Raw genomic sequence first — 15,965 nt, 5'->3', positions numbered from 1 at the left:
GCCTTAGGACAAGCTCCATTTACCAGCCCACAAACACACACCTACACTAGTCATAACCGCCGCCGCACGATTGGAACCGACATGATTTCCCCCGAATTCAACGGAACCCCCAGCACCGAAGAATACCGCGCCTACCTGGCGCTACTGCTGCGCGAAGTCTTCATCGGCACAGCAGAAACGGTTCCCCTCTACCACGCGGCAGGACGCATCCTCGCCCAAGACGTCACCGCACGCATGGACGTACCCAGCTTCGACAACTCCCAAATGGACGGTTACGCCCTCACCGCCGAAGCTGCCGAACGCGAAGACCGCATCTTCACCGTCGGACGTGAAATCCCCGCCGGCCGACCCCTTCAGCGTTCCCGCTCCTCCGACGACCTGACCTACCCCATCATGACCGGCGCGCCTATGCCCAAGGGCTACGATGCCGTCATCCCCGTCGAACAGTCCGAACGCATCGAATACCCCGACCTACCCGAATCCTTCGGCCGCCCCAGCGAAAAGGTCAAACTCGCTCCCGGCAAGCCCGGACAGTTCGTCCGCCGCCGCGGTGAAGACGTCGTCACCGGTCAGGTCCTCGCACGTGCCGGTGAACGCATCACCCCCGCCCTGCTTGGTGCGCTCGCCTCCCAGGGCTATGCGCGCCTGACCGTCGCGGCGGGTCCCCGCGTGCTCGTGTGCACCGGCGGCGACGAAATCCTCTCCGGCGTTGAAGAAGACGGAAGCGCCACCACTCAGGAACTCGCTCAGGGCCAGATTTTTGACGCCAACGGCCCCATGCTCACCGCCATGCTCCAAGAAGACGGAGCGGAGGTGCGACGCATCGCTATTGGTGATGACCCCGTCGAGCTGCTGCACCGCCTCACGGCAGAATACGAGAGCTTCAAGCCGGACATCATCATCACCTCCGGAGGCATCAGCCACGGCAAATACGAAGTGGTGCGCAACGCCATCGCCAAGGCACACGAAGCCGACATCCTGGTGCCCGTCTCCTGGTTCGGCCACGTCAGCCAGCAGCCCGGCGGACCGCAGGGTGTAAACGTTCTCGATTTCAAGGGCCACCGCGTGCCCATGATTTCCTTCCCCGGCAACCCGGTGAGCACCCTCATCTCGTACGCGCTGATTCTGCGCCCCTACCTGCGTGCAGGCGGCCCCTACGGTGTGCCCTATGCGGTTGCCTCCGAACAAGCAACGCTGAATAACGCACCGCGCGGCGTGCTCGTCACCGACGCCCCGCTCACCGCACCGGCGACCAAGCGCCAGTTCCTGCGCGGTACCCTCGCCATGGTCGAGGTGGAGCCCGGAACCTACCGGGTGGAGCTCTACCCCGACGTGCTCTCCGGCTCGCACCTGCTGCACCGCGCGGCACAGGCGGATGTGCTCATTGAGCTGGCGCCCGGAACCACCTACACCGGGGGAGAAGCGGTACCCTACCACCGCATCCGCCTCACCGATAACTAGGCGACGCACCCCCGCATTGTTCCTTGCTTTAGAGCAGTGAATAATAGCGGCAGGGAATAATTGAGACTCACACTAACTAACGATTCGCGGCAGAAGAACACCGCGCAGAAGCCAGGAGAAACGATGACCTCTACCTCTCAGCCCAACCAGGAACTGACCCACGTGCGCGCCGATGGCTCGGCACACATGGTAGACGTTACGGAGAAGTCAGTCACCACCCGCACCGCTCTGGCTGAGGCGACTGTGCGCACCCGCGAAGACGTCATCGCCATGATTTTTGACGCTGACCTGCCCAAGGGCGACGCACTGCCCGTCGCACGCGTCGCCGGCATTATGGGTGCTAAGCGTACCCCGGAAATCATTCCTCTCTGCCACCCGCTGCCCCTGGGCAAGATTACGGTGGATTTCGAGCGCGGCACTGATTTCGTGCGTATTGAAGCATCCGTGAAGACCCGAGGTGTGACCGGTGTGGAGATGGAGGCGCTTACCGCCGTCTCCTCGGCGGCACTGACCGTGTTCGACATGATTAAGGCAGTCGATAAGCACGCCGTTATTACCGATATTCGTGTTCTGGAGAAGAGCGGCGGCAAGTCCGGCGACTGGTCCGTCCGCGAGGACTCCTAAGCCCCGGCGGAACACCGCCCCACCGCCATCTGGTAAATGCAGAAAAGGAATTCCAATGAGTAGCGAAGAGTACACCATGCCGGAGAACCTGACCGGCCTGGTCATTGTAGCCTCCACCCGCGCAGCCCGCGGCGTGTACGAGGATAAGTCCGGTCCCATCGCCGTGGAGTGGTTGCGCTCGCGCGGCTTCGACACCCCGGACGCTGTGGTCATCGAGGACCGCGATATTGTCGAGTACTTCAACACCCTGGTGACCGAAGGTAAGAAGAACGGTAACCTGCCGACCTTCATCCTGACCAGCGGTGGTACCGGTCTGAACTCTGACGACCAGACCGTGGAGGCGGTTCGCCCCCACCTGGATAAGGAAGTACCCGGCATCATGCACGCTTTCTGGATGAACGGTCTGAAGAACGTTCCTGCAGCCGTGCTTTCGCGCGGTGTGGCGGGCGTGATTGACCGTACCTTCGTGATGACCCTGCCCGGTTCGCGCGGCGGTGTGAAGGACGGCGTGGCAACCCTCGACCCGCTCGTCGAGCACATTTGCCGCCAGATGGAGGACTACCATGACCACTAAGCCGCAGAACGAAGAATCCCTGGACCATTCGGGTGCGCACGGTGCTGAGCCGAGCGGCTCGACCGTGGTGTTCACCGATATTACGGAGGCGCCCCTGGAACCGCTGTACGCGGCGGCTAAGGCTGAGGTTATGACCGATGCTATGGGTGCCCTGGTAATTTTTGACGGCATTGTGCGCAACCACGATCACGGTAGTGCGGTGCGTGGGCTGTCCTATAGCGCGCATCCGCAGGCTCGTGAGTATATTGCCGAGGTTGCCGCTGAGGTTGCTGCTGAGCTCGATGGCGTGCGCCTGTGGGCTGTGCACCGTGTGGGCCCGATTGCTATTGGCGAGTCTGCTCTGACCGTGATGGCGGCGGCTGCTCACCGCGGCCGCGCGTTTGATGCATGCGAGCTGGTTGCCGACCGTGTGAAGGCTCGTGTGCCGATTTGGAAGGAACAGGAACTGCTCGATGGAAGCATCGAGTGGGTTGGTGTGGATACTTCGCCCGCTTAGCCTTCTGAATATTCTGATATCTCTATATAAGCCTGTCAGGGGGATTTCTCTCGGGCAGGCTTATTCTCCTTGAGGCTTGGATCCCAGAAATCTCAAGTCACCTCTACTACTAGACGCGAGGAATTCCTATGTCTTCTCAGCCTTCAACCGGCACGGGCGAGCTCTCTGCCGCTGAGCGTGCATTCTACTCTCGTCAGCTGATTCTGCCCGAAATGGGTTACGAGGCTCAGCTGGCGCTCAAGGGCGCACGCGTGGTGGTGTTGGGCGCTGGTGGTTTGGGCGCTCCGGCGCTACTGTACCTGGCGGGTGCCGGGGTCGGTCAGATTGTGGTGGTTGATGATGACGTCGTGGATGCTTCGAATCTGCACCGCCAGGTGATTCATACGCACGCCAGGGTAGGTAATTCTAAGGCTGAGTCTGCCGCTGAGTCTTTGCGCTCGCTGAATCCTTTTATTGAGGTTGTGCCGGTGCGTGAGCGTTTGACGGAGGCGAATGTTGATGAGCTTTTGTCTGGTGCTGATTTGGTGCTGGATGGTAGCGATAATTTTGAGTCGCGTTATGTGGTGTCGGCAGCTGCTGCACGTGCTGGGATTGCGCATGTGTGGGCTGCGATTCTTGGTTTTGATGCGCAGCTGAGTGTGTTTTGGGCGGGGCACGGCCCGGTGTACGAGGATTTGTACCCTCATGCTCCTGCTGCCGGTAGCGTACCGTCGTGTAGTACTGCTGGCGTGGTGGGTGCTATGGCTGGCGTGGTGGGTGCTGCGATGGCCATGGAGGCGGTGAAGCTGCTGACCGGGGTGGGGGAGCCGCTCATGGGTGAGGTTGGCCTATATTCGGCATTAAGCGGAAGGTGGGAATATATACCTCTTGTAGCTAGCGTGCAAGCTGTACCTAAGAAAAGCGCTGTTTTGCCCCAAGAAACGAGTCATAAGCCCAAAAATCATGTAACAATTCGTAATATTTCTCAGGATTTTACAAGCCCTTCTGTCGACTCGAAGCCCCGCTCGATGAGCGCTCAGGACCTTAAAAAGATGTCATCGGGTGAAAATATTGCCCTTTTGGATGTCCGTGAGCAGGTGGAGTTCAATGCCTTTGCAATTGACGGTGCCATTAACCTACCCCTCACTGAATTGCTTGAAGCGGCTCGAAATGACTCTCTCAAAGCCCTGATTGAGCGTAAAATCCCCGTAAATGCCCAGAAAATCGTTATTTACTGCACCGGATACACCCGAACGGTTGAGGCGGCTCGTGAAATAGCGCCTCTGGAGGAGCGTTCTGTGTACATGCTTGAGGGTGGAATTTCCGCCTGGCTTACGGTCTAAAACACCCTTATTTCGCATGAATTAGGCAAGGTTTTTATCTCGTATTTTCTATGCCAAATTTCCGATATATTGGGCAGTATGGAACAAGCATCACAGATTAAGGGCCCGGATGGCCCCCTTACCGATCAGCTGATCAAGTTCGGTAAGTTCTTCTCCCGCTGGGATGAGACTGAAGACGGCCGCGCCGTCTTCCGTGAAGGCGGCCGCGAAGGTGACGCCTTCTACCGCGACCGTTGGAGCCACGATAAGGAAGTTCGCTCTACCCACGGCGTGAACTGCACCGGCTCCTGCTCCTGGAAGGTGTACGTCAAGGACGGCATTATCACCTGGGAAGCACAAGAAACCGACTACCCCTCGGTTGGTCCCGACCGCCCCGAGTACGAGCCCCGCGGCTGCCCCCGCGGTGCAGCATTCTCGTGGTACACCTACTCTCCCACCCGCGTTAAGTACCCCTACGTTCGTGGTCTTCTGCTGGAGATGTACCGCGAAGCGAAGGCAATCCACAACGATCCCGTGGACGCCTTCCACTCCATCGTGTCCGACCCCGCCAAGCGTGCACGCTACGTGAACGCACGCGGTAAGGGTGGTCTGGTGCGCTCGACCTGGGCTGAGGCTCTCGAGCTGATGGCTGCTGCTCACGTGCACACCATCAAGTACTACGGTCCCGACCGTAACACCGGCTTCACCCCGATTCCGGCAATGTCTATGGCTTCCTTCAGCGCGGGTGTTCGCTACATCCAGCTGACCGGCGGCGTCATGACCAGCTTCTACGACTGGTACGCTGACCTCCCCGTGGCTTCCCCGCAGGTCTTCGGCGACCAGACCGACGTTCCCGAGTCCGGCGACTGGTGGGACGCTGCATACCTCATCATGTGGGGTGCAAACGTTCCGCTGACCCGTACCCCGGACGCTCACTGGGTCTCCGAGGTTCGCTACCGCGGTACCAAGGTTGTCACCGTGAGCCCCGACTACGCCGACAACACCAAGTTCGCTGATGAGTGGCTGCCCGCACAGGCAGGTACCGACGCGGCACTGGCAATGGCGATGGGCCATGTCATCCTCAAGGAGAACTACGTCGACCAGCGTGTCGAGTTCTTTGAGGACTTCGCCCTGACCTACACCGACCTCCCCTTCCTGGTCACCCTGGAAACCCGTGAAGACGGCGTTAAGGTCCCCTCCAAGTTCCTGACCGCAGCTAAGCTCGCAGGCGAGGCTGAGCAGGCTAACGCTGACTTCAAGCCCGTCCTGATGGACCGCGAGACCGGTGAGGTCTTCGTGCCCAACGGCACCATGGGTCACCGTTACGCTCAGGAAGACCAGGGCAAGTGGAACCTGGACCTGCAGGGTCGTAAGCCGATTCTGTCGATTCGCGACCTGCCCCAGGGCCAGACTGCAGCTGCAGAGATCAAGATGCCGACCTTCGACAACCCGAAGGGTCACGGCGACGTCATTACCCGCGGTGTGCCCGTAGCCTACGTTGAAGGCCACGAAGTCACCACCGTCTTCGACATCATGCTGGCACAGTACGGTGTGGGCCGTGAGGGCCTGCCCGGCACCTGGGCTAAGGACTACGAGGACTGGAACGTTCAGAACACCCCGGCATGGCAGGAGCAGATTACCTCTGTCCCCGCCGAGGCTGTTATCCGCGTCGCCCGCGAGTTCGCCAAGAGCGCCCTGGATTCCGGCGGCCGCTCCATGATTATCTTCGGCGCGGGTATCTGCCAGTGGTACCACGCTGACACCACCTACCGCGCTATCCTCGCCCTGCTGAACCTGACCGGTTGCCAGGGTCGTAACGGTGGCGGTTGGGCTCACTACGTGGGCCAGGAGAAGGCACGTCCGCTGACCGGTCTGACCAACATTGCGAACGCTCTGGACTGGAGCCGCCCGCCGCGTCACATGATCGGTACCGGCTTCTGGTACATGCACACTGACCAGTTCCGTCAGGATGCATACTCCACCGACTACCTGCAGTCCCCGCTGGCTAAGGGCGAGCTGCGCGACGTTCACACTGCTGACGTTGTGGCACGCTCCGTGCGCATGGGCTGGATGCCGTTCTACCCGCAGTTCCCCGAGAACTCGCTGGAGCTGGCTGAGAAGGCAGAGCAGGCAGTGGCACGCGGCGAGGCTGCCTCGAACGCGGACTACATTGCGAAGCGTCTGAACTCTGGCGACCTGGAGTTCTCCGTTGAGGACGTTGACAACCCCGTCAACTGGCCTCGTACCCTGACCCTGTGGCGTTCGAACCTGTTCGGTTCCTCCGCTAAGGGTGAGAGCTACTTCCTGAAGCACCTGGTCGGTAGCATGGACAACGTCCAGGGCTCCGATTCGGAGAAGTTGCCGAACGAAGTGAAGTGGGTTGATGAGGCACCTCAGGGCAAGCTGGATCTGCTGGTCACCTCGGACTTCCGTATGACCTCCACCACCCTGCTGTCTGACATCGTTCTGCCGACTGCAACCTGGTACGAGAAGCACGATATCTCCTCGACCGATATGCACCCGTTCCTGCACGCGTTCTCCCCGGCAATTGACCCGCCGTGGGAGGCAAAGACCGACCACGAGACCTTCAAGGCACTGGCGTACGAGTTCAGCCGCCTGGCTAAGAAGCACCTCGGCGTCCGTAAGGACATCGTTTCGGTCCCGCTGCTGCACGACACCCCCGGCCAGATTGCTCAGCCCGGCGGTCACGCACCCGACTGGAAGAACACCCCCGGTATGGAGGGCGTACCCGGCAAGAACATGCCGAACTTCGTTACCGTCGAGCGCGACTACGGCGCACTGTACGACATGTACACCACCGTTGGCCCGCTGTTCGACAAGCTCGGTGCAACCACCAAGTTCATTACTTACGACCTGAAGAACGAAGTCGCGAAGATGGCTAAGGAATTCGGCGTGATGGACTCCGGTAAGGGCGCAGGTCGTCCGGCACTGGATACCGACGTGAAGATTTCTGAAGCAATCCTCATGATTTCCGGTACCTCCAACGGTGAGGTTGCTATCAAGGGCTTCAAGGAGCTCGAGAAGCAGACCGGTCTGCACCTGATGGACCTGGCAGAAGGTAACGAGGAACGTCGTATCACCTTCCCCATGACCCAGGCCGCACCGCAGCCCGTGATGACCTCCCCCGAGTGGTCCGGTTCGGAGACCGGCGGTCGCCGCTACGCTCCGTTCACCGTCAACATCGAGAAGAAGAAGCCGTTCCACACCCTGACCGGCCGTATGCACTTCTTCCTCGACCACGACTGGATGCACGAAATGGGCGAGGCTCTGCCGATTTACCGTCCGCCGCTGGACATGACCGGCCTGTACAACGAGCCCGAGCTCGGTACTACCGATGGTGTTTCGGTTGCTGTTCGCTACCTGACCCCGCACAACAAGTGGGCAATTCACTCGCAGTACTTCGACAACCACTACATGCTCAGCATGTTCCGTGGTGGTCCGACTGCGTGGATGAGCCCGCAGGACGCTGAGAAGATTGGCGTCAAGGATGGCGAGTGGATTGAGTGTGTGAACAACAACGGTGTCTTCGTTGGTCGTGCGGTCGTTTCGCACCGTATGCCCGAGGGCGTCTGCTACGTCCACCACGCTCAGGAGCGTATGGTTAGCCCGAAGTCTGAAGTCACCGGTAAGCGCGGTGGTATTCACAACTCGGTGACCCGTATTCTTCTGAAGCCCACCCACATGATTGGTGGCTACGCTCACCAGGCGTTCGCCTTCAACTATCTTGGACCGACCGGTAACCAGCGAGACATCGTCTCGTACATCCGTCGCCGTAAGTCCCAGGAGGTAACTTTCTAATGCGCGTTATGGCACAAGTTGCTATGGTGATGGCGCTCGATAAGTGCATCGGCTGCCACACCTGCTCCGTGACCTGTAAGCAGGCATGGACGAACCGAGCCGGTACCGAGTACGTCTGGTTCAACAACGTTGAGACTCGTCCCGGTCAGGGTTACCCCCGCCGTTACGAGGATCAGGAGAAGTGGAAGGGCGGCTGGGTGCTGAACAAGCGCGGTCGTTTGGAGCTCAAGAGCGGTAACCGCTTCCAGAAGCTCTTCACGATCTTCGCTTCCCCGATTCAGCCCGAGCTGAACGACTACTACGAGCCCTGGACCTACGATTACCAGAACCTGACCAGTGCTCCTCTGGGTGATGACTTCCCGGCTGCTAAGCCGGTCTCCCTCATCACCGGTGAGGACACCAAGGTCGAGTGGGGTATGAACTGGGACGACAACCTGGCTGGTGCGACCGAGTACGGTCACCTGGACCCGCTGGTTGAGAAGGTTCGCAAGAAGGCTGAGGACAAGATTAAGTTCGAGTTCGAGCAGACCTTCATGTTCTACCTGCCTCGTATTTGTGAGCACTGCTTGAACCCCTCCTGCATGGCTTCTTGCCCCTCCGGCGCTATCTACAAGCGCGCTGAGGACGGTATCGTTCTGGTTGACCAGGACCGTTGCCGCGGTTGGCGTCAGTGCATCACCGGTTGCCCCTACAAGAAGGTGTACTTCAACCACAAGACGGGTAAGGCTGAGAAGTGTACCTTCTGCTACCCCCGTATTGAGGCTGGTATTCCGACCGTGTGTGCTGAGACCTGTGTTGGTCGTATGCGCTACATCGGTATCTTCCTCTACGATGCAGACCGCGTGACTGAGGCTGCTTCGGTTGAGGATGAGAAGGACCTCTACGAGGCTCAGCTGTCGCTGATGCTTGATCCTTCGGATCCGGCTGTGATTGAGCAGGCTCGTAAGAACGACATCCCCGATGCGTGGATTACTGCAGCTCAGAAGTCGCCCGTATACAAGCTGGCGAAGGAGTGGAAGGTGGCTCTGCCCCTGCACCCCGAGTACCGCACCATGCCGATGGTTTGGTACGTGCCGCCGCTGTCTCCGATTGTTGACCTGCTCAAGGAACAGGGCCACGATGCAGAGAACAGCAACAACCTGTTCGGCGCTATTGAGTCTCTCCGTATTCCGGTTGAGTACCTGGCTGAGTTGTTCACCGCTGGTGACACTGAGGTTGTTACTAACGTTCTGCGCCGCCTGGCTGCGATGCGTTCGTACATGCGTGACATCAACCTCGGTGGCGAAGGCAACGAGGAGATTGCTCAGGCAGTTGGCATGACTGGTCAGCAGGTGTACGAGATGTACCGCCTGATGGCTATCGCTAAGTACAACGAGCGTTACGTCATTCCGAAGGCTCACATGGAAGACGCCCACAACCTTGAGGAAATGGGCTGCTCCCTGAGCGTGGATGGCGGACCCGGCATGTACGGCGATGCGTTCAACGACATGGAGGGTCGCCCGACCCCCGTGTCTACCGGTGTCTACGAGGCTAACAACAAGGTCAGCTTGTTCAGCTGGGATGGTTCTTCCCGTCCTGACGGCCTCTTCCCGAATACCACCGGAAAGAAGTAATAAGTGGCTGGATTCTTTTCCAAGCTCATGGGCAAGGCCGGTTCCGAGGCTACTGTCTCGGAGCCGGCTCAGCCGGAGAACCCGTTTGATATCGATTACGGTCCCGGCGAGGATAAGGACTCGGTGATTTACCAGGTGAGCGGTATGCTCCTGGGCTACCCCGATGAGGAGACTCTGAAGGTTCTGCCTGAACTGGTGGAGATTACCGCTTCCACCCAGGATGAGGCTTTCATTGCTGCCGTTGATGCGGTTCAACAGTGGCTGACTTCTAAGGACCTGGAGGATGTGCAGTCCGAGTACGTGCAGGAGTACGACCTTTCGCGTCGTCATTCTCTGCATCTGTCCTACTGGACCGATGGTGATACCCGCCGCCGTGGTGAGACTCTTCTGCGTTTCAAGCAGATGTACCGCGACTCCGGTATGTTGACCGTTTTGAATGGTGAGCTTCCGGACTACCTGCCGTTGGTGCTGGAGTTCTGTGCGTTGGTGGATCGCCGTAAGGGCCGTTCCGCTTTGCAGGCGTACCGTCCGTCCCTTGAGCTTCTTCGTCTGTCCATGAAGGACGGAAATCTGCCCCACTACGGGTTGTTGCAGAGCATCTGCGATACCCTTCCTGGCGTCTCTCCGCAGACTCAGGAGGAGGTCCAGAAGATGGCTGGCTACGGCCCTCCCGTCGAGACTGTTGGCCTGAATGGCTACGCTGATCATCAGCTGCTCCAGCAGGCTTCGGCTCGTTCTAACTAGTTTTATCCCTTGTGAGGAGACAACACGTGTACGTACTTGCTTCTGAGAACGCAGGACATGCTGCACAGGCTGTAGCCGATCCGGGTATTGTTGACATCCTGCTGTGGGGCGTTCTGCCCTATGTTGCACTGGTCATTCTGATTGGTGGCACCATTTGGCGTTACCGTACTGACCAGTTCGGATGGACTACCCGCTCGTCCCAGGTCTATGAATCGAAGCTGTTGCGCATCGCTTCGCCCCTGTTCCATTACGGTCTTGCGGCCGTTTTCCTTGGCCACGTTGGTGGTCTGCTGGTGCCTAAGGCATTCACCGACCTGGTCGTTTCGGATGACACTTACCACATTGTGGCGCTGGTTGGCGGTTCTGTCGCTGCGGTCGCAACCATTGTTGGTATGTTCGTTCTGATTGGTCGCCGCGCTTCGAACTCTCGTGTGCGTTCGGCTACCACTCGTAATGACGTTTTCATGTATGTCGTTTTGGTTCTGGTGATTCTCGCCGGTACTGCGGCTACTCTGATTTCGGCAGTGAACCCCTCGGGCGGTTTGCCTCCGGTGAATGGTCACGAGGTTCACTTCAACTACCGTGAGACCATTTCTGTGTGGTTCCGTTCGCTGTTCTACTTCCACCCTGAGGTGGCTCTGATGGTGAATATTCCTGTGGCTTTCAAGATTCACATCGTGGTGGCTATGGTTCTGTTCATCATTTGGCCGTTTACCCGCCTGGTGCATGCACTGACTGTGCCTCTGCACTACCTCTTCCGCCCCTACACCGTGTACCGCTCTCGTGGCGGCCAGCGTGTTGGTGCACGTCGAGGTTGGGATCCGGTTGGTACTCTCCCGCGTGAGCGCGCCGACCGCTAATACACATATCCATATTGCAAAAGAGGAAATATGAGCACCCCTGCTGCACCGAGCTACGACCTGAAGAATGGTCAGCTCCGTAACGTTCTGCTTGCAACCTTCGCCTCGACCATTGGTTTCTGGGCGTGGACCGTTGTTGGCCCGCTGGCCAAGATGTACGCAAAGCAGATGCACCTGGACGCTGGTATGACCAGCCTTCTGGTTGCTATGCCGATTTTCATCGGCGCTATCGGCCGTATTCCCGTTGGTGGTCTGACTGACCGCTACGGTGGTCGTATTATGTTCACCGCTGTTCTGGCGATTAGCGCACCCCTGGTCTTCCTGGTTGGTGTTGCTGGTCAGATGAACTCGCTGCCCATGCTGCTTGTTGTGGCGTTCTTCCTGGGTATTGCGGGTACCGTGTTCGCTGTGGGTATTCCCTTCAGTTCCGCATGGTATGACGCTTCCAAGAAGGGTTTTGCGACCGGTGTGTTCGGTGCCGGCATGGTGGGTACTGCAATTTCTGCATTCGCTACCCCCCGCCTGGTGCAGGGTATTGGTTACTTCCAGACTCACGTTCTGATTGCTGTTATCTGTGCTGTAACCGCTGCTATCTCTTTCTTCTTCTTGAAGGATTCTCCGGCAACCATCGGCCGTGAGGTTACTCCGCTGATGCCGAAGATTGTTCAGGCATTCAAGGTGAAGACCACTTGGCAGCTGTGCTTCCTCTACGCTGTTGTGTTCGGTGCGTTCGTGGCATTCTCGAACTACCTGCCTACTTACCTGAGCAACATCTACAACTTCAACGCTAACGACGCTGGTATGCGTGCGGCTGGCTTTGCGGTTGCTGCTGTGATTGCTCGTCCCTTCGGTGGTGTGCTGGCTGATAAGTTCGGTCCGAAGATTATCACCCTCATCTCCCTGGGTGGTGTGGTGATCCTGGCAGTTATTACCGCGTTCCAGCCTGATGCTGAGCACGTGTATGGTGCTGTTTTCATCCTGATGGCTGCTCTTCTGGGTCTGGGCCACGGCTCGGTCTTCGGCTGGGTGGCTCGTGCGGCTGATCCGAAGAACGTTGGTGCGGTGTCCGGTGTGGTTGCTGCTGCTGGCGCTCTGGGTGGTTTCTTCCCGCCGCTGGTGATGGGTGCAACCTACAACCAGGCTGAGAACAACTACTTCATCGGTCTGATGCTGCTGGCCGTGACCGCGTTCCTCGCCTTTCTGTCGGCATTCCTCGTGCCGCACGGTGGCAAGCCCAACCACGCTAAGTAGGTTCTTCTAGTACATCCTTCTGCAGGATGTATGCGAAGTTTGCTTTGACTGAGTCCGGCTCGTTTTCTCTTCGGAGGGAACGAGCCGGACTTTGTGCTTTTTGCTGTTTTGTCGTCTGACAGGGGTGGGCTTTGGCGGGGCAGAAGAGTTTGATGTTTGGGCATGTCGAATGTTGGTAAAGCTAGCGAAACTTTGTGGAGATGTGGGACACTTTAAAGTGTTCGACTCGTCGCAATAGCGCGACGTGACCCCTCTACGGTTTGCGCCGACCAATAGGAGAATCCTATGTCCTTTATTGATCGTCATCTCGGCCCCCGTTCCGCAGACGCAGAGCAGATGCTCGAAACCCTGGGATACTCTTCCCTGGATGCGCTGATGGACGCTGTCGTCCCCTCCCAGATTCGCCTTGACGGCGAATTGCAGTTGCCTGCTCCGCTGTCGGAGCATGAGGCTCAGGCAAAGATCGCCGGCTATGCTGCGAAGAATAAGGTTCTCGCCCAGATGATTGGTGCCGGATACTACGATGCAGTAACTCCCGCAGTTCTGCGCCGTAACATTCTGGAAAACCCCGGTTTCTACACTTCTTACACCCCGTACCAGGCTGAGATTTCTCAGGGTCGTCTGGAGGCTCTGCTGAACTTCCAGAACACCGTGATGGAGCTGACCGGCCTGGAGATTGCAAACTCCTCCCTGCTGGATGAGGCGTCAGCAGTGGCTGAAGCAGCTGTCATGATGTACCGTGCAAACCGCAAGGTGAAGAACGGCTTCTTTGCTATTGACTCCCGTTGCCTGCCTCAGGTTATTTCGGTGACTCGCGGCCGTGCAGAGATGCTCGGCATTCCCTTCGTCATTACTGATTTCTCTGAGGGTCTGCCCGAGGGCGACCTGTACGGTATCGTCCTGGCGTACCCCGGCAATGAAGGCGATATTCGCGATATTGAGCCGCTGATTAAGGCCGCTAAGGAGCGTAACGCCCTGGTCACTGTGGTCGCTGACCTGTTGGCTCTGACCCTACTGAAGTCTCCGGGCGAGCTGGGTGCAGACATTGCTGTGGGCAACACTCAGCGTTTCGGTCTGCCCTTCTTCTTCGGTGGCCCCCACGCTGCGTACATGGCTGTTCACAAGGGCATGGAGCGTACCATGCCTGGCCGTCTGGTGGGTGTTTCTAAGGATTCGGCTGGTAAGCCTGCGTACCGTCTGGCTCTGCAGACTCGTGAGCAGCACATTCGCCGTGAGAAGGCTACTTCCAATATTTGTACTGCTCAGGCTCTGCTGGCGATTGTTGCTGGTGCTTACGCGATGTACCACGGTCCTGAGGGTCTGCGCGCTATCGCGAACCGCCTGCACACTAATGCCGCTCGTGTTGCTACCGCGCTGAAGTCTGCGGGCTACGGTATCGCTCACGATACTTTCTTCGACACCGTCGTGGTGGAGGCTGCTGGCCGTGCCGACGAGCTGGTTGCGAAGGCTCTGGAAGCTGGCGTGAACATCCGCCGCTTCGACGAGAACCGCATCGGTATTTCCGTGGGTGAGTCTCACGGTGAGGAGCTGCTGAAGAGCCTGGTTGAGGCTCTGGGCGGCACCCTGGGCGAGGCAGACGCACAGTACGATCTGCCCGCTGAGTTGCTGCGTACCGATGACTACATGCAGCACCCGATTTTCCACAAGTACCGCTCCGAGACCGAGATGATGCGCTACCTGCGTCACCTCGCCGATAAGGACCTGGCACTTGACCGCACCATGATTCCGCTGGGTTCGTGCACCATGAAGCTGAACGCAGCTGCTGAGATGGAGCCCATCTCCTGGCCTGAGTTCGCGAACATTCACCCGCTGGTCCCGGAGGATCAGGCTGAGGGCTGGCACGAGCTGATTAAGGATCTGAGCGAGTGGCTGGTTGCTATTACCGGTTACGATGCTATCTCGCTGCAGCCGAACTCGGGTGCGACCGGTGAGTACGCTGGTCTGCGTGCGATCCGTTCCTTCCACGAGGCTAACGGCGACCACGAGCGCGATACCGTCCTGATTCCGCTGTCTGCGCACGGCACCAACGCGGCATCTGCTGCTCTGGCTGGTCTGAAGGTTGCCGGTGTGGCAACTGCTGCTGACGGTTCGATTGATGTTGACGACCTGAAGGTAAAGATCGAGAAGTACGGTCCTAAGGTTGCCGGCATCATGATTACCTACCCCTCCACTCACGGTGTGTTTGAGGAGCAGGTTGCTGAGGTTTGCCAGCTGGTTCACGAGGCGGGTGGCCAGGTGTACCTGGATGGTGCAAACCTGAACGCTCAGATGGGCTTCGCTCAGCCGGGTAAGTTCGGCGGCGACGTTTCGCACCTGAACCTGCACAAGACCTTCTCCATTCCTCACGGTGGTGGCGGCCCCGGTGTTGGCCCGCTGGCTGTTCGTGAGCACCTGGCGAAGTTCCTGCCCGGTGACGCATACCGTGCCGATTCTGAGGGTAAGCTCCCCAACGATGCTGCTCTGCCGATTTCGCAGGCGTTCTTCGGTTCTGCCGGCGTTCTGCCGATTAGCTGGATGTACATTGCGATGACTGGTGCTCAGGGTCTGAAGGACTCTTCGCAGTACGCGGTTCTGAACGCTAACTACATTGCGAAGAAGCTGAACGACAAGTACCCGGTGCTGTACACCGGCCCTGGCGGTCTGGTCGCTCACGAGTGCATCCTGGACCTGCGTCAGCTGACCGATCAGTCTCACGTGACTGCTGAGGACGTCTGCAAGCGTCTGATGGACTTCGGCTTCCACGCTCCGACTCTGGCGTTCCCGGTTCCGGGCACCCTGATGGTTGAGCCGACCGAGTCTGAGTCGAAGGAAGAGCTGGACCGCTTCATTGAGGCAATGGAGACCATCTACGACGAGATTATCGAGGTGGCTGAGGGTAAGGTCTCTGTGGAGGATTCGGTTCTGCGCAATGCACCGCACACCGTTGATGTGGTGAGCGCTGATGAGTGGGATCGCCCCTACAGCCGTACCCAGGCGGCTTTCCCTGTTCCGAGCCTGCGCGCTAACAAGTACTTCACTTCGGTGGGTCGTATTGATGGCGCCGGCGGTGACCGTAACTTCGTGTGCGAATGCCCCCCGATGGAGGCTTTCGACCTGGAAGCATAAGGAGCCTGTAACGCTCCTGGGTAGGCTGTAGCGGTCTACCTGCCTCACCCGTCCTCAGGTTCCTGAGGGCGGGTGGGGGTCGCCTCCGCAACGTAT

General features: G+C 58.7%; 11 protein-coding genes. All 11 read left to right on the top strand.

The window, feature by feature from the left end:
* Window positions 1–81: 81 nt before the first annotated feature.
* The 11 genes from HXO69_RS00950 to gcvP all read left to right on the top strand — a co-directional run bounded on the left by HXO69_RS00950 (window position 82) and on the right by gcvP (window position 15,869).
* The gene (locus tag HXO69_RS00950) at window positions 82–1,461 is read left to right on the top strand and encodes a molybdopterin molybdotransferase MoeA (RefSeq protein ID WP_296544741.1); all 1,380 of its coding nucleotides are present in this window, start codon (window positions 82–84) and stop codon (window positions 1,459–1,461) included.
* A gap of 123 nt (window positions 1,462–1,584) precedes the next feature.
* Window positions 1,585–2,085 (top strand): cyclic pyranopterin monophosphate synthase MoaC, encoded by a 501-nt coding sequence (moaC, locus tag HXO69_RS00945; protein WP_044150196.1) that lies wholly within the window; start codon window positions 1,585–1,587, stop codon window positions 2,083–2,085.
* Between the two features lie 55 nt (window positions 2,086–2,140).
* Window positions 2,141–2,659, top strand: a complete 519-nt coding sequence (locus HXO69_RS00940) for a molybdenum cofactor biosynthesis protein B (RefSeq protein ID WP_296544740.1) — start codon at window positions 2,141–2,143, stop codon at window positions 2,657–2,659.
* Window positions 2,649–3,155, top strand: coding sequence for a molybdenum cofactor biosynthesis protein MoaE (locus HXO69_RS00935; RefSeq protein ID WP_005504913.1), 507 nt, complete (start codon window positions 2,649–2,651; stop codon window positions 3,153–3,155). The genes HXO69_RS00940 and HXO69_RS00935 overlap by 11 nt, the downstream gene beginning before the upstream one ends.
* A gap of 128 nt (window positions 3,156–3,283) precedes the next feature.
* Entirely contained in the window at window positions 3,284–4,477 is a 1,194-nt protein-coding gene (locus HXO69_RS00930; RefSeq protein WP_296544738.1) for a ThiF family adenylyltransferase, read from the top strand.
* Between the two features lie 78 nt (window positions 4,478–4,555).
* Entirely contained in the window at window positions 4,556–8,275 is a 3,720-nt protein-coding gene (locus HXO69_RS00925; protein WP_296544736.1) for a nitrate reductase subunit alpha, read from the top strand.
* Complete coding sequence (narH, locus tag HXO69_RS00920; RefSeq protein ID WP_005504921.1) at window positions 8,275–9,888, top strand: nitrate reductase subunit beta; 1,614 nt, start codon at window positions 8,275–8,277, stop codon at window positions 9,886–9,888. Before HXO69_RS00925 ends, narH begins: the two co-directional genes overlap by 1 nt.
* 3 nt (window positions 9,889–9,891) lie before the next feature.
* Entirely contained in the window at window positions 9,892–10,632 is a 741-nt protein-coding gene (gene narJ, locus HXO69_RS00915) for a nitrate reductase molybdenum cofactor assembly chaperone (protein ID WP_005504922.1), read from the top strand.
* A gap of 26 nt (window positions 10,633–10,658) precedes the next feature.
* A complete protein-coding gene (narI, locus tag HXO69_RS00910) occupies window positions 10,659–11,492 on the top strand; it encodes a respiratory nitrate reductase subunit gamma (RefSeq protein ID WP_049341119.1) in 834 nt (277 codons plus the stop codon).
* A gap of 30 nt (window positions 11,493–11,522) precedes the next feature.
* The gene (locus tag HXO69_RS00905) at window positions 11,523–12,743 is read left to right on the top strand and encodes a nitrate/nitrite transporter (protein ID WP_296544735.1); all 1,221 of its coding nucleotides are present in this window, start codon (window positions 11,523–11,525) and stop codon (window positions 12,741–12,743) included.
* Between the two features lie 285 nt (window positions 12,744–13,028).
* Window positions 13,029–15,869, top strand: coding sequence for an aminomethyl-transferring glycine dehydrogenase (gene gcvP, locus HXO69_RS00900; RefSeq protein WP_296544734.1), 2,841 nt, complete (start codon window positions 13,029–13,031; stop codon window positions 15,867–15,869).
* Window positions 15,870–15,965: the final 96 nt, after the last annotated feature.

This window comes from Rothia sp. (in: high G+C Gram-positive bacteria), from assembly GCF_015265375.1.
GTDB lineage: Bacteria > Actinomycetota > Actinomycetes > Actinomycetales > Micrococcaceae > Rothia.
The sequence above is the reverse complement of the archived record's forward strand: the minus strand, read 5'-3'. Positions and strand labels throughout refer to the sequence as shown.

Bases quoted from the DNA above. Each gene is read 5' to 3' on its own strand.
- gcvP (WP_296544734.1), top strand. From the start codon at position 13,029: ATGTCCTTTATTGATCGTCATCTCGGCCCCCGTTCCGCAGACGCAGAG.
- HXO69_RS00930 (WP_296544738.1), top strand. From the start codon at position 3,284: ATGTCTTCTCAGCCTTCAACCGGCACGGGCGAGCTCTCTGCCGCTGAG.
- HXO69_RS00940 (WP_296544740.1), top strand. From the start codon at position 2,141: ATGAGTAGCGAAGAGTACACCATGCCGGAGAACCTGACCGGCCTGGTC.
- moaC (WP_044150196.1), top strand. From the start codon at position 1,585: ATGACCTCTACCTCTCAGCCCAACCAGGAACTGACCCACGTGCGCGCC.
- HXO69_RS00935 (WP_005504913.1), top strand. From the start codon at position 2,649: ATGACCACTAAGCCGCAGAACGAAGAATCCCTGGACCATTCGGGTGCG.
- narH (WP_005504921.1), top strand. From the start codon at position 8,275: ATGCGCGTTATGGCACAAGTTGCTATGGTGATGGCGCTCGATAAGTGC.
- HXO69_RS00925 (WP_296544736.1), top strand. From the start codon at position 4,556: ATGGAACAAGCATCACAGATTAAGGGCCCGGATGGCCCCCTTACCGAT.
- HXO69_RS00950 (WP_296544741.1), top strand. From the start codon at position 82: ATGATTTCCCCCGAATTCAACGGAACCCCCAGCACCGAAGAATACCGC.
- HXO69_RS00905 (WP_296544735.1), top strand. From the start codon at position 11,523: ATGAGCACCCCTGCTGCACCGAGCTACGACCTGAAGAATGGTCAGCTC.